The organism is Streptomyces clavifer, from assembly GCF_036345975.1.
Taxonomy (GTDB): Bacteria; Actinomycetota; Actinomycetes; order Streptomycetales; family Streptomycetaceae; genus Streptomyces; species Streptomyces clavifer.
Map to the genome: position 1 here is coordinate 1,655,660 of NZ_CP107793.1, position 18,569 is coordinate 1,674,228.

19 protein-coding genes are annotated in these 18,569 nt (G+C 71.0%); 9 read left to right on the forward strand and 10 right to left on the reverse strand.

The window, feature by feature from the left end:
- Positions 1-97: 97 nt before the first annotated feature.
- On the reverse strand, positions 98-865 hold the full coding sequence (gene fabI / locus OG927_RS06995; protein WP_056792740.1) for an enoyl-ACP reductase FabI: 768 nt from the start codon (positions 863-865) through the stop codon (positions 98-100).
- A 5-nt stretch (positions 866-870) separates the two neighbouring features.
- Positions 871-1,590: a 3-oxoacyl-[acyl-carrier-protein] reductase gene (fabG, locus tag OG927_RS07000; RefSeq protein WP_056792739.1), complete on the reverse strand. Its 720-nt coding sequence runs from the start codon at positions 1,588-1,590 to the stop codon at positions 871-873.
- Positions 1,591-1,811: 221 nt separating this feature from the next.
- On the opposite strand from fabG, the gene OG927_RS07005 reads away from it, so the two are divergent.
- The 3 genes from OG927_RS07005 (at position 1,812) to tyrS (ending at position 6,070) form a co-directional block, all read left to right on the forward strand.
- Positions 1,812-3,335 (forward strand): TldD/PmbA family protein, encoded by a 1,524-nt coding sequence (locus OG927_RS07005; protein ID WP_124282713.1) that lies wholly within the window; start codon positions 1,812-1,814, stop codon positions 3,333-3,335.
- Positions 3,332-4,726: a metallopeptidase TldD-related protein gene (locus tag OG927_RS07010; protein WP_330319853.1), complete on the forward strand. Its 1,395-nt coding sequence runs from the start codon at positions 3,332-3,334 to the stop codon at positions 4,724-4,726. Before OG927_RS07005 ends, OG927_RS07010 begins: the two co-directional genes overlap by 4 nt.
- Positions 4,727-4,801: 75 nt before the next feature.
- Positions 4,802-6,070, forward strand: a complete 1,269-nt coding sequence (gene tyrS, locus OG927_RS07015; protein ID WP_056792736.1) for a tyrosine--tRNA ligase — start codon at positions 4,802-4,804, stop codon at positions 6,068-6,070.
- A gap of 78 nt (positions 6,071-6,148) precedes the next feature.
- Here tyrS and OG927_RS07020 read toward each other — a convergent pair whose 3' ends face one another.
- A complete protein-coding gene (locus OG927_RS07020; RefSeq protein ID WP_330319854.1) occupies positions 6,149-6,433 on the reverse strand; it encodes a GlsB/YeaQ/YmgE family stress response membrane protein in 285 nt (94 codons plus the stop codon).
- A 209-nt stretch (positions 6,434-6,642) separates the two neighbouring features.
- Between OG927_RS07020 and OG927_RS07025 the strand changes: the two genes are divergently transcribed.
- Both OG927_RS07025 and OG927_RS07030 read left to right on the forward strand, forming a co-directional pair.
- Entirely contained in the window at positions 6,643-7,020 is a 378-nt protein-coding gene (locus OG927_RS07025) for a DUF3099 domain-containing protein (RefSeq protein ID WP_056792734.1), read from the forward strand.
- Between the two features lie 221 nt (positions 7,021-7,241).
- The gene (locus OG927_RS07030; protein ID WP_056792733.1) at positions 7,242-7,490 is read left to right on the forward strand and encodes a hypothetical protein; all 249 of its coding nucleotides are present in this window, start codon (positions 7,242-7,244) and stop codon (positions 7,488-7,490) included.
- On the opposite strand, the gene moaA is transcribed toward OG927_RS07030, so the two are convergent.
- From moaA to OG927_RS07045, 3 genes are all read right to left on the reverse strand, one after another.
- The gene (moaA, locus tag OG927_RS07035; protein ID WP_056792732.1) at positions 7,473-8,462 is read right to left on the reverse strand and encodes a GTP 3',8-cyclase MoaA; all 990 of its coding nucleotides are present in this window, start codon (positions 8,460-8,462) and stop codon (positions 7,473-7,475) included. The genes OG927_RS07030 and moaA overlap by 18 nt on opposite strands.
- A 158-nt stretch (positions 8,463-8,620) precedes the next feature.
- Positions 8,621-10,258 carry a solute symporter family protein gene (locus OG927_RS07040; RefSeq protein ID WP_209470774.1) on the reverse strand — a complete coding sequence of 546 codons (1,638 nt, stop codon included), beginning with the start codon at positions 10,256-10,258 and terminating at the stop codon, positions 8,621-8,623.
- Complete coding sequence (locus OG927_RS07045) at positions 10,255-10,620, reverse strand: DUF485 domain-containing protein (protein WP_056792730.1); 366 nt, start codon at positions 10,618-10,620, stop codon at positions 10,255-10,257. Before OG927_RS07045 ends, OG927_RS07040 begins: the two co-directional genes overlap by 4 nt.
- 301 nt (positions 10,621-10,921) lie before the next feature.
- Between OG927_RS07045 and OG927_RS07050 the strand changes: the two genes are divergently transcribed.
- Complete coding sequence (locus OG927_RS07050; RefSeq protein WP_330319855.1) at positions 10,922-12,451, forward strand: S8 family peptidase; 1,530 nt, start codon at positions 10,922-10,924, stop codon at positions 12,449-12,451.
- 65 nt (positions 12,452-12,516) lie between these two features.
- Here the strand turns inward: OG927_RS07050 and OG927_RS07055 are convergent, their stop codons facing one another.
- The 4 genes from OG927_RS07055 to OG927_RS07070 form a co-directional block, all read right to left on the reverse strand.
- Complete coding sequence (locus OG927_RS07055) at positions 12,517-13,560, reverse strand: zinc-dependent alcohol dehydrogenase family protein (protein WP_056792728.1); 1,044 nt, start codon at positions 13,558-13,560, stop codon at positions 12,517-12,519.
- A gap of 21 nt (positions 13,561-13,581) precedes the next feature.
- Complete coding sequence (locus OG927_RS07060; RefSeq protein ID WP_330319856.1) at positions 13,582-14,265, reverse strand: lysoplasmalogenase; 684 nt, start codon at positions 14,263-14,265, stop codon at positions 13,582-13,584.
- A complete protein-coding gene (locus tag OG927_RS07065) occupies positions 14,262-15,152 on the reverse strand; it encodes a sterol desaturase family protein (RefSeq protein ID WP_330319857.1) in 891 nt (296 codons plus the stop codon). Before OG927_RS07065 ends, OG927_RS07060 begins: the two co-directional genes overlap by 4 nt.
- Before the next feature lie 295 nt (positions 15,153-15,447).
- Entirely contained in the window at positions 15,448-16,167 is a 720-nt protein-coding gene (locus OG927_RS07070; RefSeq protein ID WP_209470770.1) for a VIT1/CCC1 transporter family protein, read from the reverse strand.
- A 142-nt stretch (positions 16,168-16,309) separates the two neighbouring features.
- Between OG927_RS07070 and OG927_RS07075 the strand changes: the two genes are divergently transcribed.
- From OG927_RS07075 to OG927_RS07085, 3 genes are all read left to right on the forward strand, one after another.
- Positions 16,310-17,308 (forward strand): DEDDh family exonuclease, encoded by a 999-nt coding sequence (locus OG927_RS07075; protein ID WP_209470769.1) that lies wholly within the window; start codon positions 16,310-16,312, stop codon positions 17,306-17,308.
- A 152-nt stretch (positions 17,309-17,460) separates the two neighbouring features.
- The gene (locus OG927_RS07080; protein WP_014156997.1) at positions 17,461-17,694 is read left to right on the forward strand and encodes a hypothetical protein; all 234 of its coding nucleotides are present in this window, start codon (positions 17,461-17,463) and stop codon (positions 17,692-17,694) included.
- 69 nt (positions 17,695-17,763) lie between these two features.
- On the forward strand, positions 17,764-18,558 hold the full coding sequence (locus OG927_RS07085; RefSeq protein ID WP_056792723.1) for an SURF1 family cytochrome oxidase biogenesis protein: 795 nt from the start codon (positions 17,764-17,766) through the stop codon (positions 18,556-18,558).
- Positions 18,559-18,569: the final 11 nt, after the last annotated feature.

Below are 18,569 nucleotides of genomic sequence, written 5' to 3' on the forward strand. Positions count from 1 at the left end.
TGCGGCGGATCGACCATCTTTTCGACCTGAGACGCACACGGCCGCGTACCCCTTCCCTCGCGGGAGGCGGTACGCGGCCGTGGAGGAGCTCCGGGGCTCAGGCGCCCATCATGTGCACGCCACCGTCGACGTGGATGATCTCACCGGTCGTCTTCGGGAAGAAGTCCGAGAGGAGGGCCACGACCCCGCGGCCGGCGGGCTCCGGGTCGGACATGTCCCACGCCAGCGGCGACCGGGTGTTCCAGACCTCCGCGAGATCACCGAAGCCCGGGATGGACTTGGCGGCCATCGAGCCGAGGGGGCCCGCCGAGATCAGGTTGCAGCGGATGCTCTCGCTGCCGAGGTCGCGGGCGAGGTAGCGGGAGGTCGCCTCCAGCGCGGCCTTGGCCGGGCCCATCCAGTCGTACTGCGGCCAGGCGAACTGCGCGTCGAAGGTGAGGCCGACGATCGAACCGCCCTCGCTCATCAGCGGCTTGCAGGCCATGGCGAGCGACTTGAGCGAGAAGGCCGAGACGTGCATGGCGGTCGCGACCGATTCGAACGGCGTGTTGAGGAAGTTGCCGCCGAGCGCGTCCTGCGGGGCGAAGCCGATCGAGTGCACGACGCCGTCCAGCGAGCCGAGCTCGTCCTTGACCAGGCCCGCGAGCCGGTCCAGGTGCTCGGCGTTGGTCACGTCCAGCTCGAGGACCTTGGCCGGCTTGGGAAGCTTCCTGGCGATGCGCTCGGTCAGCGTCGGCCGGGGAAAGGCCGTCAGAATGATTTCGGCGCCCTGCTCCTGGGCCACCTTCGCGGTGTGGAACGCGATGGACGACTCCATCAGCACACCGGTGATGAGGATGCGCTTGCCGTCGAGAATTCCGCTCATGGTGATCAGTGACCCATGCCCAATCCGCCGTCAACGGGGATGACGGCTCCAGTGATGTACGACGCGTCGTCGGACGCGAGGAAGCGCACCGCGGCGGCGATCTCAGCGGGCTGCGCGTAGCGGCCGAGCGGCACCTGGGACACGATGCCCTTGCGCTGCTCGTCGGTGAGTGCCTGGGTCATGTCGGTGTCGACGAACCCGGGTGCGACGACGTTGAACGTGATGTTCCGCGAGCCGAGCTCACGGGCCAGCGACCGTGCGAAGCCGACGAGGCCCGCCTTGGACGCGGCGTAGTTGGCCTGGCCGGCCGAGCCGAGGAGGCCGACGACGGAGGAGATGAGGACGACACGGCCCTTCTTGGCGCGCAGCATCGCACGGTTGGCGCGCTTGACGACCCGGAAGGTGCCGGTGAGGTTGGTGTCGAGCACGGACGTGAAGTCGTCCTCCGACATCCGCATCAGCAACTGGTCCTTGGTGATACCGGCGTTGGCGACCAGCACCTCGACGGGACCGTGCTTCTCCTCGATCTCCTTGTAGGCCTGCTCCACCTGCTCGGTGTCGGTGATGTCGCACCGGACCGCCAGGCAGCCCGCGTCGACGAGGGCCTGCGGCGGCTCGCCGGATCGGTAAGTGATCGCGACCTTGTCGCCGTTGTCGGCGAAGGCGCGGGCGATGGCGAGGCCGATGCCCCGGTTTCCTCCGGTGACGAGAACCGAGCGGCTCAACGGATCACCCTTTCCTTGACGATCTGGTACATCGAAAACCTATCGGTACCGCACCGCCCACGGAGAATCGTCCCTGACAGCGCCGCCGGGTCGCGACTGTCGGATCCCTACAGAATGGGCCGGGCAGGGTCTCCACAAGGTAAATCGAGCGCACCGGAGTGCCACGACCCCTCATGATTCACTGCGGAGACAGTTCCAGAGGTGGAGAAGGGGAGGCCCTCGTGCCCCACGAGGTAGATCAGTCGTTCCTGGCCCTGCCGCTGCGCGCCCTCGCCGACGCGGCGCTCGCCCGCGCGCGTGCGCTCGGCGCGGTGCACGCGGACTTCCGGTTGGAGCGGGTGCGCGGCGCCTCCTGGCGGCTGCGGGACGCACGGCCCTCCGGAGGGTCGGACACCACCGACCTCGGGTACGCGGTCCGGGTGGTCCACGGCGGGGCCTGGGGGTTCGCCTCCGGGGTGGACCTGACGATGGACGCTGCGGCGAAGGTGGCCTCGCAGGCCGTGTCGATGGCCAAGCTGTCCGCCAGGGTGATCGCGGCGGCCGGCTCCGACGAGCGGGTCGAGCTGGCGGACGAGCCGGTGCACGGTGAACGGACCTGGGTCTCCTCCTACGAGACCGATCCCTTCTCCGTACCGGACGAGGAGAAGGCCGGGCTGCTCGCCGAGTGGAGCTCACGGCTGCTGGCGGCCGACGGGGTCGCACACGTGGACGCCTCGCTGATGACCGTCCACGAGAACAAGTTCTACGCGGACACGGCCGGCACCGTCACCACGCAGCAGCGGGTGCGGGTGCATCCGCAGTTCACCGCGGTGGCCGTGGACGGCACCACCGGCGAGTTCGACTCGATGCGGACCATCGCGCCGCCGGTGGGCCGGGGCTGGGAGTACCTCACCGGCACCGGCTGGGACTGGGCCTCGGAGCTGGAGCGGATCCCCGGTCTGCTCGCCGAGAAGATGCGGGCCCCGAGCGTCGAGGCGGGCACGTACGACCTGGTCGTCGATCCGTCCAACCTGTGGCTGACCATCCACGAGTCGATCGGCCACGCCACCGAGCTGGACCGGGCGCTGGGCTACGAGGCGGCGTACGCCGGGACCTCGTTCGCCACGTTCGACCAGCTGGGCGAGCTCGTGTACGGCTCCCCCGCCATGCACGTGACGGGTGACCGCACCGCGGAGCACGGGCTCGCGACGATCGGGTACGACGACGAGGGCGTCGAGGCGCAGTCGTGGGACCTGGTCAGGGACGGGACGCTGGTGGGCTACCAGACGGACCGTCGGATCGCGAAGCTGACGGGGCTGGGCCGGTCCAACGGGTGCGCGTACGCGGACTCGCCGGGGCACGTCCCCGTCCAGCGGATGGCGAACGTGTCGCTCCGGCCGGATCCGGGCGGGCTGTCGACGGAGGACCTGATCGGCGGGGTGGAGCGCGGGATCTACGTGGTCGGCGACCGGTCCTGGTCGATCGACATGCAGCGCTACAACTTCCAGTTCACCGGTCAGCGGTTCTTCCGGATCGAGAACGGCAGGCTCGCCGGCCAGCTGCGGGACGTGGCGTACCAGGCGACGACCACGGACTTCTGGGGGTCGATGGAGAAGGTCGGCGGCCCGCAGACCTACGTCCTGGGCGGCGCGTTCAACTGCGGCAAGGCCCAGCCGGGCCAGGTCGCCGCCGTCTCGCACGGCTGCCCCTCCGCCCTCTTCCGAGGCGTGAACATCCTCAACACGACGCAGGAGGCCGGCCGATGAGCCGCGTCAGCAAGCCGTACGAGATCGTCGAGCGGGCGCTCGAGCTGTCCACCACGGACGGTTGCGTGGTCATCGCGGACGAGGACTCCTCCGCCAATCTGCGGTGGGCCGGCAACGCGCTCACCACCAACGGCGTGACGCGGGGCCGCACCCTGACCGTGATCGCGACGGCCGGCGGCGCGCAGGGGACCGCCTCCGGCGTGGTCTCGCGTTCGGCCGTCACGGCCGACGACCTGGAACCGCTCGTCCGCGCCGCCGAGGCCGCCGCGCGCGGGGCCGGTCCGGCCGAGGACGCGCAGCCGCTGGTGTCCGGGGTGCCGGCGTCCGCCGGTTTCACGGAAGCACCGGCCGAGACGGGCTCCGGCGTCTTCGACGGCTTCGCCCCCGCGCTCGGCGACGCCTTCGCCCGCGCCCGTTCCGGCGGCCGCGAGCTGTACGGCTTCGCCCACCACCAGATGACCTCGACCTACCTGGGGACGTCGACGGGGCTGCGGCTGCGCCACGACCAGCCGAACGGGACGCTGGAGCTGAACGCCAAGTCCCCCGACCGGACCCGGTCCGCCTGGGCCGGCCGGTCCACCCGGGACTTCCAGGACGTCGACCCGGCGGCCATGGACGCGGAGCTCGCGCAGCGGCTCGGCTGGGCGGAGCGCCGGATCGAGCTGCCGGCCGGGCGGTACGAGACGCTGCTGCCGCCGACCGCCGTGGCGGACCTGCTGATCTACCAGTACTGGTCGGCCAGTGCCCGGGACGCGGCGGAGGGCCGGACGGTCTTCTCCCGGCCGGGGGGCGGCACGCGGCTCGGCGAGTCGCTGTCCTCCCTGCCGCTGACCCTGCGCAGCGACCCGTACGCGCCGGGGCTGGAGTCCGCGCCGTTCGTGATCGCCCACGCCTCCGGTGACGGCGCCTCCGTCTTCGACAACGGGCTGCCGCTCGCGCCGACGACCTGGGTCGGGAACGGCGTGCTGGAGCGGCTGACCACGACGCGCCACTCCGCCGGGCTGACGGGGCTGCCGGTCGCCCCGTCCATGGACAACCTCGTGCTGGACGGCGGGGGTGAGCGGTCGCTGGAGGAGATGGTGGCCGCGACGACCGGCCGGGCCCTGCTGCTGACCTGCCTCTGGTACATCCGGGAGGTCGATCCCGCGACACTGCTGCTGACCGGCCTGACCCGGGACGGGGTCTATCTGGTCGAGGACGGCGAGGTGGTCGGCGAGGTGAACAACTTCCGGTTCAACGAGTCGCCGGTCGGGCTGCTGTCCCGGGCCTCGGAGGCGGGCCGCACGGAGAAGACGCTGCCGCGCGAGTGGGGCGACTACTTCACCCGCGCCGCCATGCCCGCGCTGCGGGTTCCCGATTTCCAGATGAGCTCGGTCAGCCGGGGCGTCTGACCGTCCTAGACTGAACCGCACATTCCAGCGACCCCCTATCCACCTTGTTCCGACCCCACGAGGAGAGAAGAGACCGTGACGGACATCGTCGACGAGCTGAAGTGGCGCGGGCTGTTCGCCCAGTCCACCGACGAGGACGCACTGCGCAAGGCTCTCGCGGACGGCCCGGTCACGTTCTATTGCGGGTTCGACCCGACCGCGGCGAGTCTGCACGTCGGCCATCTGGTGCAGGTGCTCACGATGCGCCGGCTCCAGCTCGCCGGCCTGCGGCCGCTCGCCCTGGTCGGCGGGGCCACCGGCCAGATCGGTGACCCGAGGCCGACGGCGGAGCGCACGCTGAACGACCCGGAGACCATCGCGGCGTGGGTGGAGCGGCTGCGCGGTCAGATCGAGCCCTTCCTCACCTTCGAGGGTCCGAACGCCGCCACGATGGTGAACAACCTGGACTGGACCGCGGGCCTGTCCGCGATCGAGTTCCTCCGCGACATCGGCAAGCACTTCCGGGTCAACAAGATGCTCACCAAGGACTCGGTCGCCCGTCGGCTGGAGTCCCAGGAGGGCATCAGCTACACGGAGTTCAGCTACCAGCTGCTGCAGGGCATGGACTTCCTCGAGCTGTACAGGCGCCACGGCTGCACCCTGCAGCAGGGCGGCAGCGACCAGTGGGGCAACCTCACGGCGGGGATCGACCTGATCCACCGCATGGAGCCGGATGCCGAGGTGCACGCGCTGGCGACGCCGTTGATGGTGAAGGCGGACGGCACCAAGTTCGGGAAGTCCGAGAGCGGTGCGGTCTGGCTCGACCCGGAGATGACGACGCCGTACGCGTTCTACCAGTTCTGGCTGAACGTGGACGACCGGGACATCTCCACGTACATGCGGATCCTCAGTTTCAGGAGCCGTGAGGAGCTGGACGAGCTGGAGCGGCTCACCGAGGAGCGCCCGCAGGCACGTTCGGCGCAGCGCTCGCTGGCCGAGGAGCTGACGACGCTGGTGCACGGCGGCGCACAGTGCGCCGCGGTCATCGCGGCGTCGAAGGCCTTGTTCGGCCAGGGTGATCTCGGCGAGCTGGACGAGGCGACGCTCGGCGCCGCCCTGTCCGAGGTGCCCCACGCCCGGATCACCGAGCCGGCCCCGCTGGTGGACCTCCTGGTCGAGGTCGGTCTGGCCGCCAGCAAGTCGGCCGCCCGCCGCACGGTCAAGGAGGGCGGTGCGTACGTGAACAACACGAAGGTCACGGACGGCGAGGCCGCTCCGGCCCGCGAGGAGCTGCTGCACGGGCGCTGGCTGGTCCTGCGCCGGGGCAAGAAGAACCTCGCCGCCGTCGAGGTCACGGCCGGCTGACCCGGTACGCCCACCGCACGCCTCGCGGCCGGTCACGCGTGATGCGCGTGACCGGCCGCGGTGCCGTGCGGTCACGGGTCAGGTTCTCCGGGTACCGCTCCGGTTGCCCTTGATCGACTGCCAGAGCATGTCTCCGACGCCGACGACGGCCACGGCACCGAGCAGCTGCAGCAGGTGGCGGATCCAGTCGATGCCCTTGGTGTCGTTGACACCGATCCAGGTCGCGACCGCGTTGCCCAGGATGCTGCCGAGGATGCCGAACACCACCGTCAGCCAGAGGGGAATGTCCTGCTTGCCGGGCAGGATGGCCCGGGCGATCAGGCCCAGGACCAGGCCCACGACGATTGCCCACAACCAGCTCATATCGCCTCCTCGCGCGGCGCGGTGTGCGCACGCCCGCCCAGTCTCGGCCCGCCCGGCGTACGGCGCATGCCGGACAGGGCCGTACGTGCCGCGGCGGTACCGACCCGTTCGGGCAGGGCGCGCCCCGGTCTCGAAACCGGCGCATGCCGGGCGTACCGTAGGAGCGGCCCGGTCCGGGGCGGTCCGGCACAGCGATCTGGTGGTGGAACATGACGCGGAAGCAGAACGGCGCGGAGGTCTTCCGGATCACGGGCGCTCGGCAGGGTCTTGCCGACGACGTGCGTGGCAGACAGCGGCGTTACATCATCTCGATGTCCGTGCGGACCGTGTCCGTGGTGCTGGCCGCGACCCTGTGGAACGTCGAGCGGCATGTGGCCGTGGTGGCGCTCGCGCTGGGCGTGCTGCTCCCCTATGTCTCGGTGGTCATCGCCAACGCGGGCCGGGAGAGCGTCCCCTCGCTCCCTTCGACGTTCGTCACGGCACCCCTGCGGCCCGCTCTCGGCACGGCCTCCGCGGCCGGCCCCGCGGAGCCGTCGGCACAAGCGGGAACGCCGGGCGGCACCGGAGATCCGCACGGGAGCGGCTGAGCCGGGGACGGGCCGCGGGGCTCCCCCGCGGGCTCGGTCAATCATGAGGTTCCTGTGCACCGTGCCCCGGTCCCCGTGACATACTTCGTACGCGCTCCGCATCCCCCGTCGGAGCGACGGACCGACGTCGGGCAGCTCCCCCCGTGGCTGCTCGGCGTCGCCCTTTCTCCGGCGGGGATGCGTCAGAGAGCGGCCCCCGAGACTGATCTAGGGTTGAGGCCGTGAACTTCCCCGAGACTTCCGCCGAGAGTGCCACCGGTGCGCCGGTCTGTTCCGCCAAGGGCTGCCGTGCCGACGCCGTGTGGGTGCTCGCCTGGAACAACCCGAAGCTGCACACCCCGGAGCGGCGCAAGACCTGGCTGGCCTGCGACGAGCACCGGGAGCACCTGTCCTCGTTCCTCGGGGTGCGCGGGTTCCTGAAGGACGTCGTGCCGCTGGCGGAGTGGGAGTCCTCAGCCGCCGATCGCTGACATCGGACGGTCGGGCTGGAGGAAGGACGGGTCGTCGAGTCCGGAACCCGCCTTCTTTCCCCACATCGCGAGCCGCCAGATCCTGGCGATCTCCTCGTCCGGCGCGTCCGAGCGCAGGGCGGCGCGCAGGTCCGTCTCCTCGCGGGCGAACAGGCAGGTGCGGACCTGGCCGTCGGCGGTGAGCCGGGTGCGGTCGCAGGCCCGGCAGAAGGGCCTCGTCACGGAGGCGATGACCCCGACGCGATGGGGGCCGCCGTCCACGGTCCACCGCTCGGCGGGGGCCGATCCACGGGTGTCCTCGTCCTCCGCGGTGAGGGTGAAGCGGGTGCGCAGCGAGGCGAGGATGTCACCTGCCGTGATCATTCCGTCGCGCTTCCAGCCGTGCTGGGCGTCGAGCGGCATCTGCTCGATGAAGCGGAGCTCGTAGGCGTTGTCCACGGCCCAGGCGAGCAGCTCGGGGGCCTCGTCGTCGTTGAGTCCGGGCATGAGGACGGAGTTGACCTTGACGGGGGTGAGCCCGGCGTCGCGTGCGGCCCGGAGTCCGTCCAGCACGTCCTGGTGGCGGTCGCGGCGGGTGAGCGTCTTGAACACGTCGGGGCGCAGGGTGTCCAGGGACACGTTGACCCGGTCCAGACCCGCGGACTTCAGGGCCGCGGCGGTGCGCTTGAGCCCGATGCCGTTGGTGGTGAGCGACATCCTGGGGCGGGGCTCCAGGGCGGCGCACCGCTCGACGATGGAGACGAGCCCGGGGCGCAGCAGCGGCTCTCCGCCGGTGAAGCGGACTTCGGTCACGCCGAGGTCGGTGACGGCGATACGGACGAGCCTGACGATCTCGTCGTCGCTCAGGAGATCGGGCTTGGCGAGCCACTGCAGGCCTTCTTCGGGCATGCAGTAGGTGCAGCGCAGATTGCACTTGTCGGTCAGTGAAACACGCAGGTCGGTGGCGACCCGGCCGTAGGTGTCCGTGAGCACTGTGGGCCCCCTCCGCCGGTGGTGTCCGCGGTTGCGGTCTGACGTGTACGAGACTACGCGAGACGGGTGACATCGCGGATGCCCGTTTGGCACGAGGTGCGACGGGGCCCCGTCGTAGGTCTCTACGACGGGGCCCCGTGTGCGGTGCGGCGGGTGGGTCAGTGGGCTCCGGTGCCGGTGAGCGACTTGACCTCGAGCTCGGCGTACTTGGCGGCGTCGGGCTCCTCCTTGGAGACGACCGAGCCGATCCAGCCGAGCAGGAAGCCCAGCGGGATGGAGATGAGGCCCGGGTTCTCCAGCGGGAACCAGGCGAAGTCGACGTCCGGGAACATCGAGCTGGCCTTCCCGGAGACGACCGGGGAGAACAGCACCAGGAAGACGGACGAGAAGAGGCCGCCGTAGATGGACCACAGGGCGCCCTGGGTGGTGAAGCGCTTCCAGAAGAGGCTGTAGAGGATGGTCGGCAGGTTGGCCGACGCGGCGACGGCGAAGGCCAGGGCGACGAGGCCCGCCACGTTGAGGTCGCGTGCCATCGCGCCGAGCGCGATGGAGACGACGCCGATGGCGACGGTGGCCCACTTCGCGGCCCGCATCTCCTCCTTCTCCGTGGCCTTCCCCTTGCGGATGACGTTGGCGTAGATGTCGTGGGCGAAGGAGGACGAGGAGGCGAGGGTGAGGCCCGCGACGACGGCGAGGATCGTGGCGAAGGCGACGGCCGAGATCACGGCGAGCATGATCGCGCCGCCCGTGGTGCCGACCCCGCCGAGGTACTCCGCCAGCTGCGGTGCCGCCGCGTTGCCTGCCGGGTTCTTCGCCTTGATCTCCTCCGGGCCGATCAGGGCCGCGGCGCCGAAGCCGAGGGCGATCGTCATGAGGTAGAAGGCGCCGATGATGCCGATGGCCCAGTTGACGGACTTACGGGCGGCCTTGGAGGTCGGCACCGTGTAAAAGCGGATCAGGATGTGCGGCAGGCCGGCGGTGCCGAGGACGAGCGCGATGCCGAGGGAGATGAAGTCCAGCTTCGAGATGTCGGTGGCGCCGTACTTGAGGCCCGGCTCCAGGAACGCGGCGCCGTGGCCGCTCTTCTCGGCGGCGGTGCCCAGCAGGTCGGAGACGTTGAAGTCGAACTTCCACAGCACCATGACCGTCATCAGCAGGGCGCCCGCGATGAGCAGCACGGCCTTGACCATCTGCACCCAGGTGGTGCCCTTCATCCCGCCGATGGTGACGTAGACGATCATCAGGACGCCGACGAGCGCCACGATGAGGATCTTGCCCGCGTCGCTGGTGATGCCGAGCAGCAGCGAGACGAGGACGCCCGCACCCGCCATCTGGGCCAGCAGGTAGAAGATCGACACGACGATGGTGGAGACGCCCGCGGCGGTCCGGACGGGGCGCTGCCTCATCCGGTAGGCGAGGACGTCGCCCATGGTGTAGCGGCCGGAGTTGCGCAGCGGTTCCGCGACGAGCAGCAGGGCGACGAGCCAGGCGACGAGGAATCCGATGGAGTAGAGGAAGCCGTCGTAGCCGAAGAGCGCGATGGCGCCGGCGATGCCGAGGAAGGATGCCGCCGACATGTAGTCGCCGGAGACGGCGAGGCCGTTCTGGAAGGCGGTGAACTGGCGCCCGCCCGCGTAGAAGTCGGAGGCGCTCTTGGTCTGCCGGCCGGCCCACACGGTGATGGCGAGGGTCGCGGCGACGAAGACCGCGAAGAGGCTGATGATCAGCGGCCGGTGCTCCGAGGTGGACGAGGCGGCGAGCTGGATCACGGGGTGCGAGTGGTACACGGCGCTCATGCGTCGGCCTCCATACGGGACTTGATGGCCTCCGCCTTGGGGTCGAGCTTCGTCGAGGCGTGGCGCGAGTAGAGCCAGGCGATGAGGAACGTGGTGGCGAACTGGGCGAGGCCGAACACGAACGCCACGTTGAAGTGGGCGACGACGACGGTGCCCATGAAGTCGCCGGCGTAGCTGGACAGCAGCACGTACAGCAGGTACCAGGCGATGAAGCCGAGGGTCAGCGGGAAGGCGAAGGAGCGGTAGGAGCGGCGCAGCTCGGCGAATTCCGCACTGTTCTGCGCCTCGAGGAACGCCTCGGTCGTGGGCTGGACGGGACTGTCGTCCGTACGGCCCGGGGGCTGCGGTGCATCGGTAGCCACGGAATCTCCTCGCGACGCGGGTGCGGTGGTCGGGGCGGTGGATTTCACGGGGAGTCCTCTGCTCGGTGGGGGCGGGTGTGCGACTCCCTGACAACGGCACGGAGAGCACGGCGAAGCGGTTCACCGCAGGTTCGCCGTTCTCGAAACGGCGTCCGCGAACGCGTCCCTGGAGGTCACACCTCGAACTCACTTGCCCGTATTTGTTGATGCACCGGGAAGATCAGCGATAGCTTCACTCGTCATGTACCCGACCGGACACGGCGTGTGTCCGGTCGACAGGCACGGATGATGTGGAGAACCCATGGCTCATCTGGCATCCGGACGGACACGCGCACTCGCGCTGCCCGTCGGACTGGCGCTCACGGCGTCGCTCGCCTTCCTCCCGGGAACCGCGACGGCCGCTCCGGCGGACGAGCCGGCCGCGGCGGTGTCGGCCGACGGCCCGAAGCTGTCGTATGTCGTGAACACCCGGGCCGGTCACGGCTCCGTCAAGCAGGTGAAGAAGGCGATAGCCAAGGCCGGCGGCACCGTCGTGACGTCGTACGACAAGATCGGCGTCATCGTCGTCCACTCGCAGAACCCGGACTTCGGCCCGGCGATCCGCAAGGCCAAGGGCGTCCAGTCGGCCGGATCCACGCGCACCAGCCCGATCCTCCCGCAGGCCACGAAGGACATCGGGGTCGAGCAGCCGCTCACCGCCGAGGCGGCACGCTCCGCCGCGGCGGACGCGGTGGCGGGCCAGGACCCGCTGGAGCCCCTGCAGTGGGACCTGCCCGCCATCAAGGCGGACAAGGCCCACCAGAAGTCGCTGGGCAGCAGCAAGGTCACCGTCGCCGTCATCGACACGGGTGTCGACGACACGCACCCGGACCTGGCGCCGAACTTCGACCGTGCGGCGTCGGTGAACTGTGTGTCCGGCGCGCCGGACACCACGGACGGCGCCTGGCGCCCGGCCGCCGGTGAGAGCGACCACGGCACGCACGTCGCGGGCACCATAGCCGCGGCCAAGAACGGCGTGGGTGTCACCGGTGTCGCGCCGGGCGTGAAGGTGTCCGGCATCAAGGTGTCCACGCCGGGCGGCTGGTTCTACACGGAGGCCGTCGTCTGCGGCTTCATGTGGGCGGCGGACCACGGTGTCGACGTGACGAACAACAGCTATTACACCGACCCGTGGATGTTCAACTGCAAGAACGATCCCGACCAGGGCGCCCTGGTCGACGCGATCACCCGCGCGACCCGTTACGCGGAGAGCCGGGGCACCGTCAACGTGGCGGCCGCCGGCAACTCCCGGTTCGACCTGGCGTCCGACGCCATCGACGACGCGAGCAGCCCGAACGACACCGACCCGGTCACCCGGACCGTCGACCCGCGTCTCTGCCCCGACATCCCGGCGCAGCTCCCGGGCGTCGTGACGGTCTCCGCGACCGGAGCGAAGGGCCTCAAGTCCTCCTACTCCAACTACGGTCTCGGTGTCATCGACGTGACCGCCCCGGGCGGCGACTCGACGATCTACCAGACGCCCGACGCGCCTGCCACCAGCGGACTGATCCTGTCCACGCTGCCCGGCGGCGGATTCGGCTACAAGGCCGGCACGTCGATGGCCTCCCCGCACGTCGCGGGAGTCGCGGCCCTGATCAAGTCGACCCACCCGCACGCCTCGGCGCGCACGGTGAAGGCCCTGCTGACGCACCAGGCCGACGCCACCGCGTGCGGCGCGCCGTACGACATCAACGGTGACGGCACCGTCGACGCGGTCTGCGAGGGCGGCAAGCAGTACAACGGCTTCTACGGAGCCGGTGTCGTGGACGCGCTGGACGCGGTCCGCAGGTAACACCCGCCGCACGGAGAGCGGGGGCCGGGGAGAGTGTTCCCCGGCCCCCGCTCTCCGTGCGCCGCCTACGGCGTGATGATGACCTTCAGCGCCGTGCGCTCGTCCATCGCCTTGTAGCCGCCGGGCACCTGGTCGAGACCGACCGCGAGGTCGAAGACGGGCGACGGGTCGAGCGTGCCGTCCAGAACGTCGGGGAGCAGCTCCGGGATGTACGTGCGCACCGGGGCGACGCCGCCGCGCAGCGCGATGTTCCGGTCGAACATGGCGTCGAGGTCGAGCCCGGTGGCGCTGCCGTGCGGGACGCCGACGTATCCGATGGAGCCGCCGTCGCGGACGATGTCGATGGCCGTACGCATGGACTGCTCGGTGCCGACGGCCTCGATCACCCCGTGGGCGCCTTCGCCCCGGGTCAGTTCCCGTACGGCGGCGAGGGCGGCCTCGCCGCGTTCGGCGACGATGTCGGTGGCGCCGAACGCGAGGGCGATGTCGGTACGGGACCGGTGGCGGCCCAGCGCGATGATCCGCTCGGCGCCGAGCCGCTTGGCGGCCATCACGCCGCACAGGCCGACGGCGCCGTCGCCGACGACGGCGACGGTGCTGCCCGGCTTCACCCCGGCGCCGAGAGCGGCGTGGTGTCCGGTGCCCAGGACGTCGGAGAGCGCCAGGAGCGCGGTGAGCAGCCGGTCGTCGGAAGCGGCCGCGGCCGGGAGCTTGACGAGGGTTCCGTCGGCGAACGGGACCCTGACGGCCTCGCCCTGGCCGCCGTCGGATCCGACGGAGCCCCAGAAGCCGCCCTGCGTGCAGGAGGTGGTGAGGCCTTCGGCGCAGTAGGTGCAGGTGCCGTCGGACCAGACGAACGGGGCGACGACGAGGTCGCCGACGGCGAAGCCGTTGACCCCGGGGCCGGCCTCCTCCACGACGCCGAGGAACTCGTGGCCGATGCGCTGGCCGGGCTTCCGGGCCGATTCACCGCGGTAGGCCCAGAGGTCACTGCCGCAGATGCAGGCCCGCAGAACTCTCAGCACCACGTCGGTGGGCTGCTGGATCGCCGGGTCGGGCACCTCTTCCACACGTATGTCGTGGGGGGCGTGGATCACGGTGGCGCGCATGCGTGGGGGTCCTCGCTCGTCTCAGATTCTGATACTCCTCTCACCGTACGCCCCGGGGGCGGCGCCGGTGGAATTCCTGTGATGTCCGAGCGCCCCCCGGGTGAGCAGGTACTGCGCGGCCAGGTAGGTCAGCATGATCCAGAAGTCGTGGGCGGGCGGCTGGGGCCAGTTGGCGATCCCGGTCGCGATGAGCGCGTCGGAGAGCAGGAAGAGTGCGCCGCCGAGTGCCGCGTACCGGCCGAGGGCGCCGGACCGCCAGGCCATCGCGGTGAGGAGCAGGCTGTAGCCGGCCAGCGGGATCCGCAGCTCGCCGGGCAGACCGGGCCACAGGAGCACGACGAAGGTCACGAGGAGGGCCGCGTACGCGAGTCCGGCCGGCAGGGAGACGCGGCCCCGTCCGAAGAGCCGGAGGTAGCAGACGTGACCCACCGCGAAGGAGCCCATCCCGGCAAGGAAGGCCGCGTCCGCGCCGGGCATCAGCAGCACGTCCCCGCCCCAGCCGAAGAGCAGCGCGGCGGTGAGCAGCCGGGGGCCTCCCCGGGCGACGGCGTAGGCCGCGAGCAGCGGCATGAGCAGCGGTTTGGTCACGAGGTGGGCGGTGTCGACGCCGCCGAGGAGCCCTGCCAGGTGGAGGGCGGAGGCGGCGAGGAAGACGACGAGCAGGGGGCGGACGAGCCTCGGCGCCCCACCGGTGCGGGGGCTCATCCGGCGTGCTCGGCCGTGGCGCGGGGCGGTACGGGCGCACTCCCGGCGGCCCGGTCCGCGGGCTGCCAGCCCGGACCGCGGAAGACCCGGCCCGCCCTCTCGCCCCAGGTGGCCGCCGCCCGGACGTCACGGGCGATGGCGGCGTACTCGTGGGTCGCGACGCGGAGCGGGTTGTGGGAGGCGATGTTCTTGGTGAGGCCGAAGACGGGCCGCTCGGTCTCGGCGGTGAAGGACCCGAAGAGCCGGTCCCAGACGATCAGGATCCCGCCGAAGTTCCGGTCCAGGTAGCCGCCCTGGGAGGCGTGGTGCACCCGGTGGTGCGACGGGGTGTTGAGCACGTACTCGAAGGGCCGGGGCAGCTTGTCGATCCGTTCGGTGTGCACCCAGAACTGGTAGACGAGGTTCGCCGAGGAGCAGAACGCGAGCGCGGCGGGATGGACCCCGCAGGCGATGAGCGGGACGTAGAACGGCCAGACGGTCAGCGATGTCCAGGGCTGGCGCAGCGCGGTGGTGAGGTTGAACTTCCGGCTGGAGTGGTGGACCACGTGGCAGGCCCAGAGGATCCGGACGACGTGGTGGCCCCGGTGGGACCAGTAGTAGAGGAAGTCCTGGGCGAGCAGCATCAGCAGGACCGTCCACCACAGGACGGGGACGCGCAGCGGGGTGAGTTCGTAGACCGCCGCGTAGATCGCGACGACGGGTATCTTCCACAGCAGGTCGAAGGCCAGGCTGCCGAGCCCCATGGTGACGCTGGTGGCGGCGTCCTTCGCGTCGTACCCGGCGGCGTCGTCGTCCGGGTGGATGCGGTGGACCACCGTCTCGAGGACGGTGAGCAGGACGAAGGCGGGGATCGACCACAGCACGACATCGGGCAGGTTCGGCTCCATGCGAGCACCGTAGGGCCGCGGGCGGGCCGTGACCAGACGTTGTTACCGACAAGTATGCGAGACGTGCTGTCAACAGTCTTTGGCACCTTCTGCCAACGGGGGCCGCCCCGGGGTTCCCGCACGCGCGCCGTCGAGGGGGAAACGCAGCGGCCGGGCAAGGGTGTTGCGCCGATGCGACCGGCCGGCACGGTCACCGGGGCGACCGTCGCGGCCGTCGGAGGTCCGGGCGACCGACGGAGGTCCGGGAAGGCTGACGGAGGTCCGGGGCGGCCGTCGGAGGTCCGGGGCCGCGCCCTCACACCCCCGCGGCCCCCAGCAGCGCCCCCGCCCCGTACGTCACCGCCATGGCCACCGCTCCCCCGGCCATGTTCCGGAGCACCGCCCGTCCCGCCGCCGCCGCGCCCAGTCTCGCGCTCCACCAGCCGGTGACCGCCAGGGCCGCGAGCACCGCCACCACCGTGACGGGCAGCCGCAGCGGGACCGGGGGCAGCACGATGGCCAGCAGTGGCAGCAGCGCGCCCACCGTGAACGCCAGGAAGCTCGCGCCGGCCGCGTGCCACGGGTTGGTCAGCTCGTCGGGGTCGATGCCCAGCTCGACCTCGGCGTGGGCGCGCAGCGCGTCGCGCTCGGTGAGCTGCACGGCGGCCTCACGGGCGACCTCGCCACTGAGCCCCTTCTCCTCCAGCATCCCCGCCAGTTCGGCGAGTTCGGCCTCCGGGGTCTCCTCCAGCTCGCGCCTCTCCGTCGCCAGCGCGGCCTTCTCCGAATCCCGCTGGGTGGACACCGACACGTACTCACCGGCCGCCATCGACATGGACCCCGCGAGCAGCCCGGCCAGGCCCGCCGTGAGCAGGGTGCTCCGGTCGCCGGTGGCGCCCGCGACGCCGACGACGAGGCCCGCGGTGGAGACGATGCCGTCGTTGGCCCCGAGGACCGCCGCCCGCAGCCAGTTGAGCCGGGTGCCGAGACCGCCCTCGTGGGGTTCGTCGTGGGTCTGCGCCTGTGTCTCCGTCACCACGGGAGCGTCTCACCGCACCCGCTCCGGACGCATCCCGAACCGCCCGGCCGCGACCGCGGCCAACTGTGCGGACCCCTCCACGGGTTCGGGGCCCGGAACCTCCCGAATAGGGAGCTGTCAGTCGCGGCCCGTATTCTCTGTGACCATGCTCGACGACCGTCAGACCGCAACGCCGTGGCCGGCCGCCTACCCCAAGGGGTACGCGGTCGTCGACGTGGAGACCACCGGACTCGCCCGCGACGACCGGATAGTGTCCGCTGCCGTCTACCGCCTGGACGCGCGGGGCGACGTGGAGGACCACTGGTACACGCTGGTCAATCCCGAGCGGGATCCCGGGCCGGTCTGGATCCATGGACTGACCAGCGACGTCCTGGAGGGCGCGCCGCTCTTCCCGGAGGTCGCCGAGCAGTTGTCCGAGCGTCTCGCCGGACGGGTGCTCGTCGCGCACAACGCCGCGTTCGACTGGTCGATGCTCGCCCGGGAGTACGCGCGAGCGGCGGTCACCGCGCCCGTCGAGCAGCGGCTGTGCACCATCGCGCTCTCCAAGGAGCTCGGGCTCCCGCTGCCCAACCACAAGCTGGCGTCGCTGGCCGCGCACTTCGGTGTGGTGCAGCAGCACGCCCACCACGCGCTGGACGACGCGCGGGTGCTGGCCGAGGCGTTCCGGCCGAGTCTGCACGCGGCGGCCCGGGACGGGATGCGCCTGCCGTTGCTGGAGTGCCGTCCGCTGACCGAGTGGTACGACTCGCCGGTCGCCCCGCGCGTCGGCCACCAGCCCTCGCACGGCCAGAACAGCTGGCGCCCCTCACGCAAGCGCCCGGCCTGCCCGTATCCGAATCCGGGTCGGTACGAGTCGGGCAAACCGCTCATGCAGGGCATGCGGGTGGCGTTCTCCGGGGACACCTCGGTCGACCGCGAGCTCCTCGAGGACCGCGCGGTGGAGGCCGGCCTGCACGTGGCGACCAGTGTCTCCCGGCTGACGAGCCTGCTCGTCACCAACGATCCGGACGCGGCGACCTCGAAGACGGTGAAGGCGAAGTCGTTCGGCACGCCGATCCTGGAGGAGAGCGCCTTCACCCATCTGCTGAGGGACGTGGCTCCGGCCCGCGCGGCCTCCGTCCCGCCGCAGTCCTCCTGACCGCCGGACTCGCGCGCCCCGTCGCCACCGGCACCCTCGCCCTCCCGCCACCGTCATCGTCACCCCCGTCGTCACCGTCATCGGAGTGAACCGGGGGCGACTCGCCCGGCATCCGCTCGCCCGCCGCCGCCCGGCGTCCCACCCTGTGGCGCATGGCACGTTGTGAGGTTTGCGGAAACGACTACGGGATGTCCTTCGAAGTGCACGCGCAGGGCGCGGTGCACGTCTTCGACTGCTTCTCCTGCGCCATTCACCGCATGGCGCCCATCTGTGAGCACTGCCGGGTCCAGGTCATCGGCCAGGGCGTCGAGGTCGAAGGCCACTGGTACTGCGGCGGCCACTGCGCCCGCGCCGAGGGGAGGGCGGGCATCGTGGACAAAGTGTGACGGGCCGAGCCCGGACCCACGGGGACCCCTCCGTGCCGCACCCCATGACCCCGGTTGTACGGTCATGGGGTGTACCGCTTCCTGTTGACCCGGCAGTGGGTGATCCTCACCCTCCTCGTCCTCGTCCTGATTCCCACGATGGTCGAGCTCGGCTTCTGGCAACTGCACCGGCATCAGCACCGGGTCGCGCAGAACGCACTGATCACGAAGAACCTCGAGGCCGAACCGGTCCCCGTGACCCGCCTGACCTCGCCGGGCCACACGGTCCCCCGCTCGGACTACTGGCGGGCGGTGACGGCCACGGGCACGTTCGACACCACGCACGAGGTGGTCGTACGGCGCCGTACCTCACGGGACGAGAGCATCGGCGTGCTCGTCCTGACCCCGCTGAACCTCAAGGGCGGTGGCACGGTCCTGGTCAACCGCGGCTGGATCCCGGCCGCCGCCGACCAGATGAGCTTCCCGAAGGTCCCGGCCCCGCCCGGGGGCGAGACCACCGTCACCGGCCGGCTCAAGGCCGACGAGACCACGGGCGCCAGCGGCATCAAGGACCTGGAAGGCCTGCCGGACCGCCAGGTCATGCTGATCAACAGCTCCCAGCAGTCGCAGTTGCTCGGCCGTCCGGTCTTGGGCGGCTATCTCGAACTGACCGGCCCCCAGCCGGCCGACGGCAGCCCCGAGACGATCGCGGCCCCCGACGACAGCTCCATCGGCTCCCACATGGCGTACGCCGTGCAGTGGTGGCTCTTCGCCGCCGGGGTCCCCGTCGGCTGGGTCATTCTCGTCCGCCGCGAGAAGCACGACCTCGAGCAGGCCGCGAAGGACGCCGAGACGGCGGAACAGCCGGAGCCCGCGGCCGCCTGACGCGTCACATC